The organism is Thermus sp., from assembly GCF_037444525.1.
Classification (GTDB): Bacteria; Deinococcota; Deinococci; order Deinococcales; family Thermaceae; genus Thermus.
This window is the reverse complement of sequence record NZ_JBBIMD010000022.1, coordinates 1-13,345: the sequence shown is the minus strand read 5'-3', so window position 1 is coordinate 13,345 and position 13,345 is coordinate 1. Positions and strand designations below refer to the sequence as shown.

15 protein-coding genes and 1 pseudogene are annotated in these 13,345 nt (G+C 67.6%); 5 read left to right on the top strand and 11 right to left on the bottom strand.

Annotated elements, in window-relative coordinates; translation table 11 throughout:
* Positions 1 to 9: 9 nt before the first annotated feature.
* From glpX to hisF, 3 genes are read right to left on the bottom strand one after another with little or no spacing between them, the layout of a single operon-like run.
* Positions 10 to 978, bottom strand: a complete 969-nt coding sequence (gene glpX / locus WKI94_RS05105) for a class II fructose-bisphosphatase (protein WP_337844695.1) — start codon at positions 976 to 978, stop codon at positions 10 to 12.
* A gap of 7 nt (positions 979 to 985) precedes the next feature.
* On the bottom strand, positions 986 to 1,609 hold the full coding sequence (gene hisIE / locus WKI94_RS05100) for a bifunctional phosphoribosyl-AMP cyclohydrolase/phosphoribosyl-ATP diphosphatase HisIE (protein WP_337844715.1): 624 nt from the start codon (positions 1,607 to 1,609) through the stop codon (positions 986 to 988).
* Entirely contained in the window at positions 1,605 to 2,363 is a 759-nt protein-coding gene (gene hisF, locus WKI94_RS05095; protein WP_337844694.1) for an imidazole glycerol phosphate synthase subunit HisF, read from the bottom strand. Before hisF ends, hisIE begins: the two co-directional genes overlap by 5 nt.
* Positions 2,364 to 2,417: 54 nt before the next feature.
* Between hisF and trmFO the strand changes: the two genes are divergently transcribed.
* On the top strand, positions 2,418 to 3,740 hold the full coding sequence (trmFO, locus tag WKI94_RS05090) for a methylenetetrahydrofolate--tRNA-(uracil(54)-C(5))-methyltransferase (FADH(2)-oxidizing) TrmFO (protein ID WP_337844693.1): 1,323 nt from the start codon (positions 2,418 to 2,420) through the stop codon (positions 3,738 to 3,740).
* Between the two features lie 66 nt (positions 3,741 to 3,806).
* Here trmFO and uvrA read toward each other — a convergent pair whose 3' ends face one another.
* The 3 genes from uvrA to WKI94_RS05075 all read right to left on the bottom strand — a co-directional run bounded on the left by uvrA (position 3,807) and on the right by WKI94_RS05075 (position 7,319).
* On the bottom strand, positions 3,807 to 6,665 hold the full coding sequence (uvrA, locus tag WKI94_RS05085; RefSeq protein ID WP_337844692.1) for an excinuclease ABC subunit UvrA: 2,859 nt from the start codon (positions 6,663 to 6,665) through the stop codon (positions 3,807 to 3,809).
* Positions 6,666 to 6,705: 40 nt separating this feature from the next.
* On the bottom strand, positions 6,706 to 6,861 hold the full coding sequence (locus WKI94_RS05080; RefSeq protein ID WP_337844691.1) for a type II toxin-antitoxin system VapC family toxin: 156 nt from the start codon (positions 6,859 to 6,861) through the stop codon (positions 6,706 to 6,708).
* Positions 6,862 to 7,085: 224 nt separating this feature from the next.
* Positions 7,086 to 7,319: a toxin-antitoxin system HicB family antitoxin gene (locus tag WKI94_RS05075; RefSeq protein WP_337844690.1), complete on the bottom strand. Its 234-nt coding sequence runs from the start codon at positions 7,317 to 7,319 to the stop codon at positions 7,086 to 7,088.
* Positions 7,320 to 7,342: 23 nt separating this feature from the next.
* Between WKI94_RS05075 and WKI94_RS05070 the strand changes: the two genes are divergently transcribed.
* Positions 7,343 to 8,374, top strand: a complete 1,032-nt coding sequence (locus WKI94_RS05070) for an SIS domain-containing protein (protein ID WP_337844689.1) — start codon at positions 7,343 to 7,345, stop codon at positions 8,372 to 8,374.
* Here WKI94_RS05070 and WKI94_RS05065 read toward each other — a convergent pair.
* The 3 genes from WKI94_RS05065 to WKI94_RS05055 all read right to left on the bottom strand — a co-directional run bounded on the left by WKI94_RS05065 (position 8,358) and on the right by WKI94_RS05055 (position 9,472).
* The gene (locus WKI94_RS05065) at positions 8,358 to 8,687 is read right to left on the bottom strand and encodes a HepT-like ribonuclease domain-containing protein (protein WP_337844714.1); all 330 of its coding nucleotides are present in this window, start codon (positions 8,685 to 8,687) and stop codon (positions 8,358 to 8,360) included. The two genes, WKI94_RS05070 and WKI94_RS05065, sit on opposite strands and share 17 nt — an antisense overlap.
* A gap of 11 nt (positions 8,688 to 8,698) precedes the next feature.
* Positions 8,699 to 8,905, bottom strand: a complete 207-nt coding sequence (locus WKI94_RS05060; protein ID WP_337844688.1) for a nucleotidyltransferase domain-containing protein — start codon at positions 8,903 to 8,905, stop codon at positions 8,699 to 8,701.
* Positions 8,906 to 9,142: 237 nt separating this feature from the next.
* On the bottom strand, positions 9,143 to 9,472 hold the full coding sequence (locus WKI94_RS05055; RefSeq protein WP_337844687.1) for a tRNA-binding protein: 330 nt from the start codon (positions 9,470 to 9,472) through the stop codon (positions 9,143 to 9,145).
* A 55-nt stretch (positions 9,473 to 9,527) separates the two neighbouring features.
* On the opposite strand from WKI94_RS05055, the gene WKI94_RS05050 reads away from it, so the two are divergent.
* Together WKI94_RS05050 and guaB are read left to right on the top strand one after the other, a co-directional pair.
* A complete protein-coding gene (locus WKI94_RS05050) occupies positions 9,528 to 10,670 on the top strand; it encodes an MFS transporter (protein WP_337844686.1) in 1,143 nt (380 codons plus the stop codon).
* Between the two features lie 34 nt (positions 10,671 to 10,704).
* Entirely contained in the window at positions 10,705 to 12,189 is a 1,485-nt protein-coding gene (guaB, locus tag WKI94_RS05045; protein ID WP_337844685.1) for an IMP dehydrogenase, read from the top strand.
* A gap of 90 nt (positions 12,190 to 12,279) precedes the next feature.
* On the opposite strand, the gene WKI94_RS05040 is transcribed toward guaB, so the two are convergent.
* Complete coding sequence (locus WKI94_RS05040) at positions 12,280 to 12,513, bottom strand: hypothetical protein (RefSeq protein ID WP_337844684.1); 234 nt, start codon at positions 12,511 to 12,513, stop codon at positions 12,280 to 12,282.
* A gap of 40 nt (positions 12,514 to 12,553) precedes the next feature.
* Here WKI94_RS05040 and WKI94_RS05035 point away from each other — a divergent pair, with 40 nt between their 5' ends.
* Positions 12,554 to 13,015 (top strand): hypothetical protein, encoded by a 462-nt coding sequence (locus WKI94_RS05035; RefSeq protein ID WP_337844683.1) that lies wholly within the window; start codon positions 12,554 to 12,556, stop codon positions 13,013 to 13,015.
* A gap of 204 nt (positions 13,016 to 13,219) precedes the next feature.
* Here WKI94_RS05035 and WKI94_RS05030 read toward each other — a convergent pair.
* Positions 13,220 to 13,345: pseudogene (locus WKI94_RS05030) on the bottom strand (transposase); the annotation flags it as partial.

Here is a 13,345-nt window from a genome sequence, read left to right as displayed (position 1 = left end):
TTCAGTTTATTAAACCCGGATGGTCACCCGGGCCCCCGTCTCAAAAAGGTGAATGGAATCTATAAAACGCACCACCCGGGTGGCGTGGCCCATGACGATGGAGTGGGTCCGGGCGCCCCCGCCGAAGAAGCGCACCCCTTGGAGGATATCCCCGTCGGTGATGCCGGTGGCGGCGAAGACGATCTCCCGCCCCGGGGCCAGGTCCTCCGTGCGGTAGACCCGCCCTTCGTCTCCCCCCATGGCCCGGAGGCGGGCCCGCTCCTCCTCGTTTTGGGGGGTGAAGCGGGCCTGGATCTCCCCCCCGAGGCACTTTAGGGCGGCGGCGGCCAGAACCCCTTCCGGGGCCCCGCCCACCCCCATCACCGCGTGCACCCCCGTGCCCCGGATGGCTGCGGCCAGGGCGGCGATGACGTCCCCGTCGGAGATGAGCTTGACCCGGGCCCCGGCCTCACGGATCTCCCGGATGAGCCGTTCGTGCCGGGGCCGGTCCAGGACCACGACCACCAGGTCCTCCACCGACCGCTGCAGGGCCAGGGCCAGGGCCTTGAGGTTGGCGGAGACGGGCCAGGTGAGGTCCACCAGGCCCGCCGCGGGTGGGGGGACGATGAGCTTTTCCATGTACATGTCGGGGGCGTGGAAGAGCCCGCCCTTTTCGCTGATGGCGATGACGGTGACCGCGTTGGGGAGGCCCTTGGCCGCGGTGGTGGTGCCCTCCACGGGGTCCACGGCGATGTCCACCTCCACCCCCCCCTGGCCCAAGACCTCGCCGATGTAGAGCATGGGGGCCTCGTCCATCTCCCCTTCCCCGATGACCACCGTGCCCCGGATGGGAAGTTCGTTCAGGACGCGGCGCATGGCCTCCGTGCCTGCCTCGTCCACCGCCTCCTTGTCCCCCTTGCCCGCGAAGCGGCTGGCCGAGAGGGCCGCCTGTTCCGTGACCCGCACCACCTCCAGGACTAGCCGGCGCTCAATTTCCATGGTTCCATCATACCGGGCCCGGCCGGTGCCGCGCCCAGAGGATCTCCGCCAGGGCCTCGAGGTCCACCCCTTCCTCCGCTAGGACCAGAAGGAGGTGGAAGAGGAGGTCCGCGGCCTCGTGGCGGAGCTCCTCAGGGCTATGGTTCTTGGCGGCGATGATCACCTCCCCCGCCTCCTCCCCGATCTTCTTCAGGATGCGGTCCAGCCCCTCCCGGTGCAGGCGGGCCACGTAGCTCCCCTCGGGAAGGGTCTTCAGGCGCTCTTCTATGGTGGCGTAGACCTGGGCCAGGACGAAGCCCAAGGGAGGCTTTCCTGAAAGGAGGGGCCGGTGGAAGCAACTCCGTTCCCCGGTGTGGCAGGCGGGGCCTTGGGGGAGGACCCGGTAGACCACCGCATCCCCGTCGCAGTCCAGGAGGACCTCCACCACCTCCTGCACGTGCCCCGAGGTTTCCCCCTTGCGCCAGAGGGCCTTTCGGCTTCGGCTGTAAAAGGTGCTCCTCCTTGTCCTTAGAGTCTCCTCCAGGGCCTCCCGGTTGGCGTAGGCCAGGGTGAGAACCTCCCTCGTACGGGCATCCTGCACCACCACCGGCACCAGGCCCCCTTCGTCAAAGCGCACCTGGGAAAGGTCAATCAAGGCGCACCTCCACACCCCTTTGGGCCAGGAAGCGCTTGAGCTCCGGGATGGCGATTTCCCCAAAGTGGAAGACGCTGGCGGCCAAGGCGGCCTCCGCCCCCGCGGCAAAGGCCTCCAGGAAGTGTTCCATCCGCCCCGCGCCGCCGCTGGCGATGACGGGCACGTTTACCGCTCGGGCCACCCTCTCCGTGAGCCTCAGGTCGTACCCCTCCTTGGTGCCGTCCCGGTCCATGCTGGTGAGGAGGATCTCCCCGGCCCCAAGCTCCGCCCCCCGCACGGCCCACTCCACCGCGTGGAGGCCCGTGGGGATGCGCCCCCCCGCCACGTGGACCTCGGGAAAGTCCCCCCTCCAGCGGGCATCTATGGCCAGGACCACCGCCTGGGCCCCAAAGTGGTCGGCAAGCTCGGCGATGAGCTCGGGGCGCTTTACGGCCGCGGAGTTCACGCTCACCTTGTCCGCCCCCGCCCTTAGGAGCCTCCTTGCGTCCTCGAGGCTCCGCACCCCGCCCCCCACGGTGAGGGGGATGAAGACGGACTCCGCCACCTTGGCCACCACGTCCAGGAGGATGGCCCGCTCCTCGTGGGTGGCGGAGATGTCCAGGAAGACCAGCTCGTCCGCCCCGCTCCCGTCGTAGGCCCGGGCGGCCTCCACCGGGTCCCCCGCGTCTTTAAGGTTTACGAAGTTCACCCCCTTCACCACGCGGCCCGCGTGGACGTCCAGGCAGGGGATGATGCGCTTGGCCAGGCCCACGGGGCCATTATAGGCCACTTTTCCGGGGGGCTTTCCCCTGCTAGAGTGGGAAGGATGGAACGGGTGAACGTGGTGGGCGCCGGGCTTGCGGGGAGCGAGGCCGCCTGGACCCTCCTCCGCCTCGGGGTGCCCGTGCGCCTTTTTGAGATGCGGCCCCACCGCATGACCCCGGCCCACGCCACGGGCCGCTTCGCGGAGATCGTCTGCTCCAACTCCTTGGGGGGCGAAGGGGAGACCCAGGCCAAGGGCCTCCTCCAGGCGGAGATGCGCCTTGCGGGGAGCCTGGTCATGGAGGCCGCCCATAGGGCCCGGGTCCCCGCCGGGGGGGCCTTGGCCGTGGACCGGGAGGAGTTTTCCGCCTACATCACCGAGAGGCTTTCCGCCCATCCCCTTTTGGCGGTGGTGCGGGAGGAGGTGCGGGAGATTCCGGAAGGGATCACGGTCCTCGCCACAGGCCCCCTTACGGGGGAGGCCCTGGCGGAGGCCCTAAAGCGGTGCTTCGGGGACCACTTCCTGGCCTACTACGATGCCGCAAGCCCCATCGTCCTCTACGAGAGCATTGACCTCACGAGGTGCTTCCGCGCGGGGCGCTACGGCCAGAGCGCGGACTACATCAACTGCCCCATGACCGAGGAGGAGTACCGGCGCTTCTACGAGGCCCTCCTCGAGGCCCAGCGCCACACCCCCCACCCTTGGGAGGGGCTAGAGTTCTTTGAGGCCTGCGTGCCGGTGGAGGAGCTCGCCCGCCGGGGCTACCAGACCCTCCTTTTCGGCCCCATGAAGCCCGTGGGGCTCAAAGATCCCCGCACGGGGCGGGAGCCCTTCGCCGTGGTCCAGCTTCGCCAGGAGGACAAGGCGGGGCGGATGTGGAGCCTGGTGGGCTTCCAGACCGGCCTCAAGTGGCCCGAGCAGAAGCGCCTTATCCAGATGATCCCCGGGCTGGAAAACGCTGAGATCGTGCGCTACGGGGTCATGCACCGGAACACCTACCTGAACGCCCCCAGGCTCCTTGGGGAGACCCTGGAGTTCAAGGAAAGGGAGGGCCTCTTTGCCGCCGGGGTCCTGGCGGGGGTGGAGGGGTATTTGGAAAGCGCGGCCACGGGCTTCCTCGCCGGGCTCAACGCCGCCAAAAGGGCCCTCGGCCTTCCCCCCACCGCCCCCCCGGAGGAGAGCATGCTGGGGGCCCTGGTGCGCTTCTTGGCCATGGCTAACCCCGAGGGCTTCCAGCCCATGAACGCCAACTGGGGCCTGGTGCCCTCCCTGGAGATCAAGGACAAGAAGGCCAGGCGCCAGGCCATGTACCAAAGGGGCCTAAAGGCCTTCGCCCGCTGGCTAGAGGAGGCGGCCACCCTGCTCCTTCCTGTCCCTAACCTTTAGAACCCGCCCGCGGGAGGGGGAGAACCCTTTGGGGCCCCCACCGAAGCGCGAGCTTAGGTGGGGTACTTAATCCGCCGCCACCCCGATCCGCCCGGCGATCTCGGGGATCCTGGCCAGGAAGACCCCGGTGGGGCTTCCCGAACGGGCCACCTCCTCCGGGGTGCCCTCGGCCACGATCTCCCCGCCCCGGTCCCCCCCCTCGGGGCCCAGGTCGATGACCCAGTCTGCGGTCTTCACCACGTCCAGGTTGTGCTCAATGACCACCACGGTGTTCCCCGCCTCCACCAGGCGGTGGAGGACGTCTAGGAGCTTGGCCACGTCGTCAAAGTGGAGGCCGGTGGTGGGCTCGTCCAGGATGTAGAGGGTGCGGCCCGTGGCCTTGCGCCCAAGCTCCGTGGCCAGCTTGATCCGCTGGGCCTCGCCCCCGGAGAGGGTGGGGGAGGGCTGGCCCAGCTTCATGTAGCCCAGGCCCACGTCCACCATGAGCTGGAGCTTGCGGGCGATGGTGGGAACGTTTTGGAAGAACTCCATGGCCTCCTCCACGGTCATGTCCAGGACGTCGGCGATGCTCTTCCCCCTGAGCTTCACCTCCAGGGTCTCCTTGTTGTAGCGCTTGCCCTTGCACACCTCGCAGGGCACGTAGAGGTCGGGGAGGAAGAGCATCTCAATCTTCACCGTCCCGTCCCCCCCGCAGGCCTCGCACCGCCCCCCCTTCACGTTGAAGGAGAAGCGGCCGGGGCCGTACCCCCTTTTCCTGGCCTCCGGGGTTTTGGCGAAGAGGTCGCGGATCTCGTCAAAGATGCCGGTGTAGGTGGCGGGGTTGGAGCGGGGGGTGCGGCCGATGGGGGACTGGTCTATCTCAATGACCTTGTCCAGGTGCTCGAGGCCCTCCAGGGCCTCGTAGGGCCCGGGGACGGTCTTGGCCCGCATGAGCTTTTGGGCAAGGGCGGCGTAGAGCACGTCGTGGATAAGGGTGCTCTTGCCGCTTCCCGAGGGCCCGGTCACGGCCACAAAGCGGCCCAGGGGGATCCTCAGGGTGACCCCCTTCAGGTTGTTGGCCCTGGCCCCCTTGAGGACCAGCCACTTTCCGTTCCCCTTCCGCCTTTCCCGGGGCACGGGGATCCGCTTCTCCCCCCGGAGGTAGGCCCCGGTGAGGCTTCTTGGGCTATTCAGGATGGCCTCCAGGGGGCCTTCCGCCACCACCTCCCCCCCGTGGATCCCCGCCCCCGGGCCCATGTCCACGATCCAGTCCGCAGCCCGCATGGTCTCCTCGTCGTGCTCCACCACGATGAGGGTGTTCCCCAGGGCCTGGAGGCGCTTGAGGGTTTTGATGAGGCGCTGGTTGTCCCGGGGGTGGAGGCCGATGGAGGGTTCGTCCAGCACGTAAAGCACCCCGGTGAGCCCCGAGCCCACCTGGGTGGCCAGGCGGATCCTTTGGGCCTCCCCCCCGGAGAGGGTGTTGGCCGCCCGGTCCAGGGTGAGGTAGTCCAGACCCACGTCCACCAGGAAGCCGAGCCTCTCCACGATCTCCCGCAGGATGGGGTGGGCGATCTTGGCCTGGAAGGGGGGAAGCTTCTCCTCGAGGCCCCGGAAGAACTCCAAGGCCTCCCGCACGGGCAAGGCCGAAACCTCGGCAATGTTCTTCCCCGCCACCCGCACCGCCAGGACCTCCTTCTTGTAGCGCGTGCCCCCGCAGGCCGGGCAGGGCCTCAGGCTCATGAACCCCTCCAGGACCTCCCGCACCCCCTCGGACTCCGCTTCCTGGTAGCGCTTTTCCAACCAGGGGATGACCCCCTCGTAGTGCACCTCCACCCGGAAGGTCTCTTTCCCCCCGCGGCGGAAGACCACCTGGAAAGGCTCAGGGAGGCCGTAGAGCACAGCCCTTTGGACCTCCTCGGGCAGGTCCTTAAAGGGCGTCTTGAGGTCAAAGCCCAGGTGCTCCGCCAAGGCCCTAAGCCGTTCCCAAAGGTAGCTCCGCCCCGTGTCCCGCCCCCGGGCCCAGGGGAGGATGGCCCCTTCCGCCAAGGAGGCCTCGGGGTTCACCACCAGGGCGGGGTCAAACTCCTGCTTGTACCCAAGCCCCGAGCAGGCAGGGCAGGCCCCATAGGGGGCGTTGAAGGAGAAGATGCGGGGTTCCAGCTCCTCCAGGACACTTCCGTGTTCCGGGCAGGCGAACTTCTCCGAGAAGAGCTCCTCCTCCCCCAGATCGGGGTAGAGGACCCGCATGAGCCCCTCCCCCCGCAGGAGGGCGAGCTCCACCGCCTCGGCGATCCTTGGGCGCTCCTCTTCCCTTAGGGCTACTCGGTCAATGACCAGGTCAATGTCGTGCTTCTCGTACTTCTCCAGGTTCAGGCCCTGGGCCTCCTCCAGGAGGTAGATGACCCCGTCCACCCGCACCCGGGCGTACCCTTCCTTCAAGAGCTGGGCGAAGAGCTTGCGGTACTCCCCTTTCCGTCCCCGCACCAGGGGGGCCATGAGGACCGCCCGGGTGTCCGGGGGGTGGGTGAGGAGGCGGTCGGTGATCTCCGAGGCGGACTGCTTCTCAATGGGGCGGCCGCATTCGGGGCAGTGGGCGGTGCCCACCCGGGCGAAGAGGAGGCGGAGGTAATCGTGGATCTCCGTTACCGTGCCCACGGTGGAGCGGGGGTTGTGGCTGGTGGTCTTCTGGTCAATGGAGATGGCGGGGGAGAGGCCCTCGATGCTCTCCACCTCGGGCTTGTCCATGACCCCCAGGAACTGTCGGGCGTAGCTGGAGAGGCTTTCCACGTAGCGCCGCTGCCCCTCGGCGTAAAGGGTGTCAAAGGCCAGGGTGCTCTTTCCCGAGCCCGAAACCCCGGTGATGACGATGAACTTGCCCCGCGGAAGCTCGAGGCTGATGTTCTTCAGGTTGTGCTCCCGCGCGCCCCGGATGATGATGCGGTCCATCCGTGGAAGTATACCACCCCTTCTGGGGAGGGGCTAGGGCTTAGAGGCGGAGGTGAAGGAGGGGCACCCCAAGCCCGGGGATGCGGGCCAGGGGGCCGTCGGCGGTGAGGAGGGGGGCGGAAAGCCTTCGGGCCAGGGCCACGTAATGGGCGTCGTAGGCCGAAACCCGTTCCCTAAGGTCCCAGGCCTCTTCCAAAAGCGCGCGGTGGTCTACCCGCTTCAGGGGGCTAGTTCCCTAGGTCTTCCACCGCCCCTTGGGCCCGTTTTTCCGAAAGCCTTCCCGATGGGACGGTCTTTCTTAAGACGGCCAGAACCTCCGCGTCCAGAAGGGCAGGGGCGTAAAGAATAGGTTCCCCCCCAGGGCCTCCACCTGGAGCCCGAAGGGGGTGCGGAGGAGGTCTTCCGCCGCGGCGGAGGCGTCTAGGACGAGGTGCCCCGCCTTTCCTCCCAGGCTTCCTCCTGGAGGAAGCTGGCCGGAACCCCAAGCTGGGTGGCCTCCCGGCCCCTTAGCCGTTCCTCCCACTCGGCCCGCTCCACCGCCCGCTCCAGGGCCCTTAGGGCCCATTCGCTCAAGGAGACCCCTTGGGCCTTGGCCTGGCGGAGGAGGCGGGCTTTGAGCTTTAGGGGAACCCTCTTCACCTGAAGGGTGCTCATGGCATGGTTGTAGCATAAAAAGTATGGCGTCCCGCTTCCGCCGAGAGTCCGAGGAAGCCCCCTTGGTGGTGGAGCGCCTGCTCCGGGAGAACCGGGGTGAGGTGGAGGGCCTGGCCGCTTTCCTCCGGCGGCGCCCCCCGGCCCTGGTCCTCACCGTGGCCCGGGGGAGCTCGGACCACGCGGCCCTCTTCGCCAAGTACCTCCTCGAGGCCCGCCTCCTCTGGCCCACCCTTTCCTTCGCCCCTTCCGTCCTCACCCTTTACCGGGCCAGGCCCCGCCTGCCCCACCCCGCCCTTCTCCTGGCCTTCAGCCAAAGCGGGGAGAGCCCGGACGTGGTGGAGACGGTGCGGGCCTTCCGGGAGGCTGGGGTCCTCACCGTGGCTTTCGTAAACCGGGAGGGAAGCCCCCTGGCCCAGGCGGCGGAGGTCCTCCTCCCCCTGCACGCCGGGGAGGAGAAGGCGGTGGCGGCCAGCAAGAGCTTTCTCGCCATGCTGGCGGCCTTTGCCCAGCTGTTTGCCCATCTCCTGGGGGAGGGCCGGTTGCGGGAAGCCCTTCCCCTCCTCCCCGAGGCCCTTTCCCAGGCCCTAGAGGTGGAGGGGAGCCTGGAGTACCTGGAGGACGCGGAGGGGCTTTTCGCCTTGGGAAGGGGGTTTGCCTACCCCGTGGCCCTCGAGGCGGCCCTCAAGCTCAAGGAGGTGGCCGCCCTCCACGCGGAGGGGCTTTCCCTGGCGGAGTTCCTCCACGGGCCCCAGGCCCTTTTGGAAGAGGGCTTCCCCGTCCTCGCCCTGGTGCAGAAGGACGAGGCTTTTGAGGGAGCCCTTTCCGCCTTGGAGGGGCTAAGGGCCAAGGGGGCCCACCTCCTGGTGCTCTCCCCGGAGCCCGACGCCCTGGCCCTGGCCCACAGCCCCTTAAAGGTTCCCCTGGCCCTCCCTCCGGAGCTCAACCCCCTTCTCCTGGCCCAGGCCTTCTACCCCCTGGCGGAGGTCCTGGCCCGGGCCCGGGGAGGGGACCCCGACCGGCCGAGACACCTTTCCAAGGTCACCCGGACCCGTTGACCCCTTCCAGGATGGCCTCTAGGAGGGGAACGAGGCTAGGGATGTCCGTCTGGGCGGTTTTCCAGACCAGCCTGGGGTTTATCCAGGGGTATTCGTGGACCAGGAAGTTGCGCATCCCCCGCATGGCCTTCCAGGGAACCTGGGGGTAGAGGGCCTGCACTTCCTCGGGGATGTTCCGCACGGCCTCCCCAAGGGTGACCCAGGTGAAGGCCACCGCCCTCAGGGTTCGTATCCCTTGAGAAAGGCCTCCTCGTCCAAACCCTCTATGTACGAGGCGATGTCCCGCGCGGCCTCTAGGGTATCCCGAAGCAATGGACCCGCCCCCTAGGCGGCCTCTAGGCTCTCTTTTAAAATCTTTTCGCGAAACCAGGGCTTAAGCCCCTCCAGTTCCAAGAGGTCCACCGGAACGCCTAAAGCCCCTTGCAGTTCCTCCTGGAGTGCGGCGAGCTCCAAGAGCCCCACCCTTGCCCCGGGGGCAAAGGCCACCAGGAGGTCCACATCGCTCCCCTCGCGGGCTTCCCCCCGGGCCACCGAGCCGAAAACTCAGAGGGCCTCCACCCGATAGTGGGACCTTAGGCGGGGCCAAAGGGGTTGGGGCTTGGCCTTAAGGGTGGCTAAGTCCAGCACGCCTTAAGTTTAGCCTTTTACCGGGGTTGGGTTTGCGAGGTCCCCCTTGCCCGGCGCCTTCCCATAAAACCCCCATGTAGCCCTAAGGAAAAAGCTGGCTAAGCCCTCTTTTAGGGCCCCCGAACGTTTCGGTGGGGTCCTTTAAAACACCCTCCCCCCCAAGGGCACCGGCCGCTCTGGGGTGAGGAGGACCACCCGCCCCTCCTCGTCCGGCACGCCCAGCACCAGCACCTCTGAGGGGAAACCGGCCACCGAGCGGACCCCGAGGTTCACCGCGCACACCACGAGCCGCCCCACAAGCTCCTCCGGCCCATAGAGGGCGGTGATCTGGGCTGAGCTCGTCTTCACCCCCAAAGGCCCTAGGTCAATCCAGAGCTTGTAGCTGGGTTTCCTCGCCTTCTCGTGGGGCTCGGCCTTGAGGATGCGCCCCACCCTTAGGTCCAAGAGCTGGAAGGCCTCTAAGGGGGTCATGAAAGGTATTCTTCCAGCTTGGCGTCCTTCCCCGCAAGCCCCCATAATGCCCCTCGTGAGCGAGCGGGAGCGCACCCTTTACCTTGGGGCCCTCATGGGCCTTGGGGCCTTCAGCATAGATGTGATTCTCCCGGCCCTTAAGGCCGCCACGGCCCACTACGGGGTCCTCGAGGCCCAAGGCGGCCTTCTCGTGAGCCTCTACTTCCTGGGTTTCGCCCTGGGCCAGCTCCTCTTTGGCCCCCTGGCAGACGCCTTTGGGCGGCGGCCGGTGCTCCTTTCCGCCCTTTTGGGTTTTCTCCTCGCGGGAAGCCTCACCCTTTGGGCCCCCACCTTCCCCCTCCTCCTCTGGGCTAGGGTCCTCCAGGGGTTCTTCGGGGCGGCCTTCCGGGTGGTGGCCACCGCGGCCATCCGCGACCTCTACCGGGGGGAGGCCATGGCGAGGAGGCTTTCCCAGGCCCTTTTTGTCCTCCTCTTGGCCCCGGTTCTGGCCCCTAGCCTAGGGGTGGCCCTCCTCCCCTTGGGCTTCCGCGCCCCCTTCGCCTTCCCCGTGCTCCTCGCCCTCCTGGTCCTCCTCTGGGGGGCTTGGCGCTTTGGGGAGACCTTGCCCCGGTCGGGCCGGAGGCCCCTCGCCCTAAAGGCCCTTGGGGAGGGGCTCCTTCTCGTTTTAGGGGACCGGCGGGCCCTCCTCTACACCCTGGCCCTAGGGGCCCTTTTTGGGGTGCTCTACGCTTACCTAAGCGCCGCTGCCCTCCTCTACGGCTGGCTTGGCCTTTTAGGGCCTGCCTTTGCCCTGGCCTTTGGGGGCACGGGCCTCCTCCAGGCCCTGGCCAACCTCCTAAACGGGCATACGGTGGAGGGGCTGGGCCTTGCCCGAAGCCTCCTGGCCCTCCTTCTCGCCCTCGCCTTCCTTCCCCTCACCGCCCTCCGCCCAAGCCCTTTTGGGCTTTGGCTCCACCTCTCCCTGATCCTCTTCCTGGTCACCCTCTCCTTCCCCAACGCCCAGGCCCGGGCTCTGGAAGGCCTTGGGCGGGTGGCGGGCCTGGCCGCAAGTTTCACGGGCTTCTTTTCCACCCTCCTCGCCAGCCTCTTCGCCACGGGGGTGGGGCAGGCCTCGAGGGGGGAGCCCTTCCCCTTTGCCCTGGGGCTTCTCCTCTTGGGCCTCCTCGCCTTCCTGGCCCAAAGGGGGGCGGAGGCCTAGACCGAAGCCCCCTTTCCCCTTTAGCCTGGTGGGTATGTACGAGGGGAAGATCCTCTATGAGGGCCTCACCTTTGACGACGTCCTCCTCCTTCCCGACTACTCCGAGGTCCTCCCCCGGGAGGTTTCCGTCAGGACCCGGCTCACCAAGCGGCTTTGGCTCAACATCCCCATCCTCTCCGCGGCCATGGACACGGTGACGGAGGCGGAGATGGCCATCGCCATGGCCCGGGAGGGGGGGCTTGGGGTCATCCACAAGAACCTCCCCATTGAGGCCCAGGCGGCCATGGTGCGCAAGGTGAAGCGCTCGGAGGCGGGGATGGTCCAAGACCCCGTGACCCTTCCCCCCACGGCCACCCTGGAGGATGCGGAAAGGCTCATGCGGGAGTACCGCATCGGGGGCCTGCCGGTGGTGGACCTCTACGGGCGGCTTCTCGGCCTTGTCACCAACCGCGACCTCCGCTTTGAGCGCGACCTCAAGCGCTCCGTGACCGAGGTCATGACCCCCTTTGAGCGCTTGGTCACCGCACCCCCCGGCACCACCTTGGAGGAGGCGGAGGAGCTTTTGCGGAAGCACAAGGTGGAGAAGCTCCCCCTGGTGGACGAGGCCGGCCGGCTTAGGGGCCTTCTCACCCTGAAGGATATCGTGAAGCGTAAGCAGTACCCCAACGCGGCCAAGGACGAGAAGGGCCGCCTCCTGGTGGGGGCTGCGGTGGGGGCGGGCCGGGACCTTCCCGAGCGGTCGGCCGCTTTGGTGGAGGCGGGGGTGGACGTCCTCGTTTTGGACTCCGCCCACGGGCACTCCAAGGGCATCCTGGAGGCCCTTCTCTACCTGAAGGAAACCTTCGGGGACAAGGTGGAGGTCATCGCTGGGAACGTGGCTACCCGGGAAGGGGCAAGGGCGTTGGCTGAGCGGGGGGCGGACGCGGTGAAGGTGGGCATCGGCCCGGGGTCCATCTGTACCACCCGGGTGGTCACCGGGGTGGGGGTGCCCCAGATCTCGGCCATCCTCGAGGCCGTGGCCGGGGTGGCGGGCCTGGATGTGCCCGTCGTCGCCGACGGGGGGGTCAAGTACACCGGGGACGTGGCCAAGGCCCTCGCCGCCGGGGCCCACACGGTGATGCTGGGGAGCATGCTGGCGGGCACGGACGAGGCCCCGGGGGAGGAGGTCCTGAAGGACGGGCGCCGCTACAAGCTCTACCGGGGGATGGGCTCGCTTGGGGCCATGAAGCAGGGCTCCGCGGACCGCTACTTCCAGGAGGCAGGGAAGGGCGGGGAGACCGAGGCCAAGAAGCTTGTCCCCGAGGGGATTGAGGGCATGGTGCCCTATAAGGGGCCGGTGGCCGATGTCCTCTACCAGATCGTGGGGGGCCTAAGGAGCGCCATGGGCTACGTGGGGGCGCCCGATATAGAGACCTTCCGCCGAAAGGCCCGCTTCGTGCGCATGACCATGGCCGGCCTCATTGAAAGCCACCCCCACGACGTGGTGGTGGTGAAGGAGGCCCCCAACTACTCCCGTTAAAGTACCCTGCTGAAGCTTTCGCCTCGGCGGGGGCCCCAAAAAAGAGGCTCGCTTTTCCTCGCCTCTAGGGGTCCAGCGCCCCTTGAGCTGCTACTCCTCGCCGAAGAGCCGCTTTAGGGCCTCGCCGCCCCCCCGTTTCCGTGCGGGGCGGAAGAGGCCCTCCTTTTCCTCCAGCCTCCCTTCCTGCACCAGGGCCTTTAGGGTGTCCTCCAGCTCCTTTTTGGAAAAGGGCTCGCCCTCCTCGTCCAAGTAGCGCTGGATATCCCTGAAGGTGGCGTAGCGCAGGGCCTCCACCGCCCGCATGACCCAGGCCTTGCGGTCCATGGCACCATCCTACCCCTCGCCCCTGGGGCAACCTAAGGAGGTGGACCCTTACCGGGAGTACCAGGACTACGTGGTGGCCTCGAGGCTCCTTCTGGCCCAGGGGCTCACCCGGGAGATCCTTCCCTTGGCCCACTACGCTAGGCTCCGCCTCAGGCGGTTGGAGTTTGCCCGAAAGGGGCGGTTCGCCGCCCTCGAGGCCCTGGACGAGCGCCTCCGCTACGGCTACTGGACCAACCCCTTGCGCCTTAAGGCCTTCGTGGAAAGGACCAAGGACGCCCCCTACTGGGCCTCCCCCGAGGCCTTTGAGGCCCTCCTCTTTCCCGAGGAGCGGGCCCGCCTCCACTACCCCGGCCAGGCGGGGGCCTATTACCTGGGCTTCCTCCGCCTGCCTTCCCTTCTCATGGACCCCTTGGCCTTTGAGGAGGCCCTAAGGGAGCAGGAGGAAAGGGCCCAGGCCCTCCCCCTCTTCCTCAACGCCTTCCACCGGGTGGTGGGGAGGTGAGGAGGGGGTTTGCTGCATACCCCTGTGCTCGGACAAACACATGTGAGACTGCCCCAACTAAAATGTGGGGACCACTCCAACATGAAGGAGGTCCCCACGAATGCAGCTTACCACCATCGGCCAGGAGATGTGGAAGGGAGCCCGGCTGGCCCACCGCCTTGAGGAGGCCGGAGCAGGAGATCCCAACGTCCAAGGACGCCTACCTCAAAACTTGCACCTCCCGCATACCGTGCATAAACACCCATCCCCCCCTCCTCCCCCCGGGGGCCAAAGCCTGAGGACATGGAGCTCCCGCAAAAGCCCCTGGACCACCAGCTCGGGCAGCAAAAG

What these genes read in the sequence shown, in the direction of transcription:
- uvrA (WP_337844692.1), bottom strand. Translation starts at nt 6,665, where the DNA reads ATGGACCGCATCATCATCCGGGGCGCGCGGGAGCACAACCTGAAGAAC.
- WKI94_RS05055 (WP_337844687.1), bottom strand. Translation starts at nt 9,472, where the DNA reads ATGACCCCCTTAGAGGCCTTCCAGCTCTTGGACCTAAGGGTGGGGCGC.
- glpX (WP_337844695.1), bottom strand. Translation starts at nt 978, where the DNA reads ATGGAAATTGAGCGCCGGCTAGTCCTGGAGGTGGTGCGGGTCACGGAA.
- WKI94_RS05075 (WP_337844690.1), bottom strand. Translation starts at nt 7,319, where the DNA reads ATGAGCACCCTTCAGGTGAAGAGGGTTCCCCTAAAGCTCAAAGCCCGC.
- WKI94_RS05040 (WP_337844684.1), bottom strand. Translation starts at nt 12,513, where the DNA reads ATGGACCGCAAGGCCTGGGTCATGCGGGCGGTGGAGGCCCTGCGCTAC.
- guaB (WP_337844685.1), top strand. Translation starts at nt 10,705, where the DNA reads ATGTACGAGGGGAAGATCCTCTATGAGGGCCTCACCTTTGACGACGTC.
- WKI94_RS05070 (WP_337844689.1), top strand. Translation starts at nt 7,343, where the DNA reads ATGGCGTCCCGCTTCCGCCGAGAGTCCGAGGAAGCCCCCTTGGTGGTG.
- trmFO (WP_337844693.1), top strand. Translation starts at nt 2,418, where the DNA reads ATGGAACGGGTGAACGTGGTGGGCGCCGGGCTTGCGGGGAGCGAGGCC.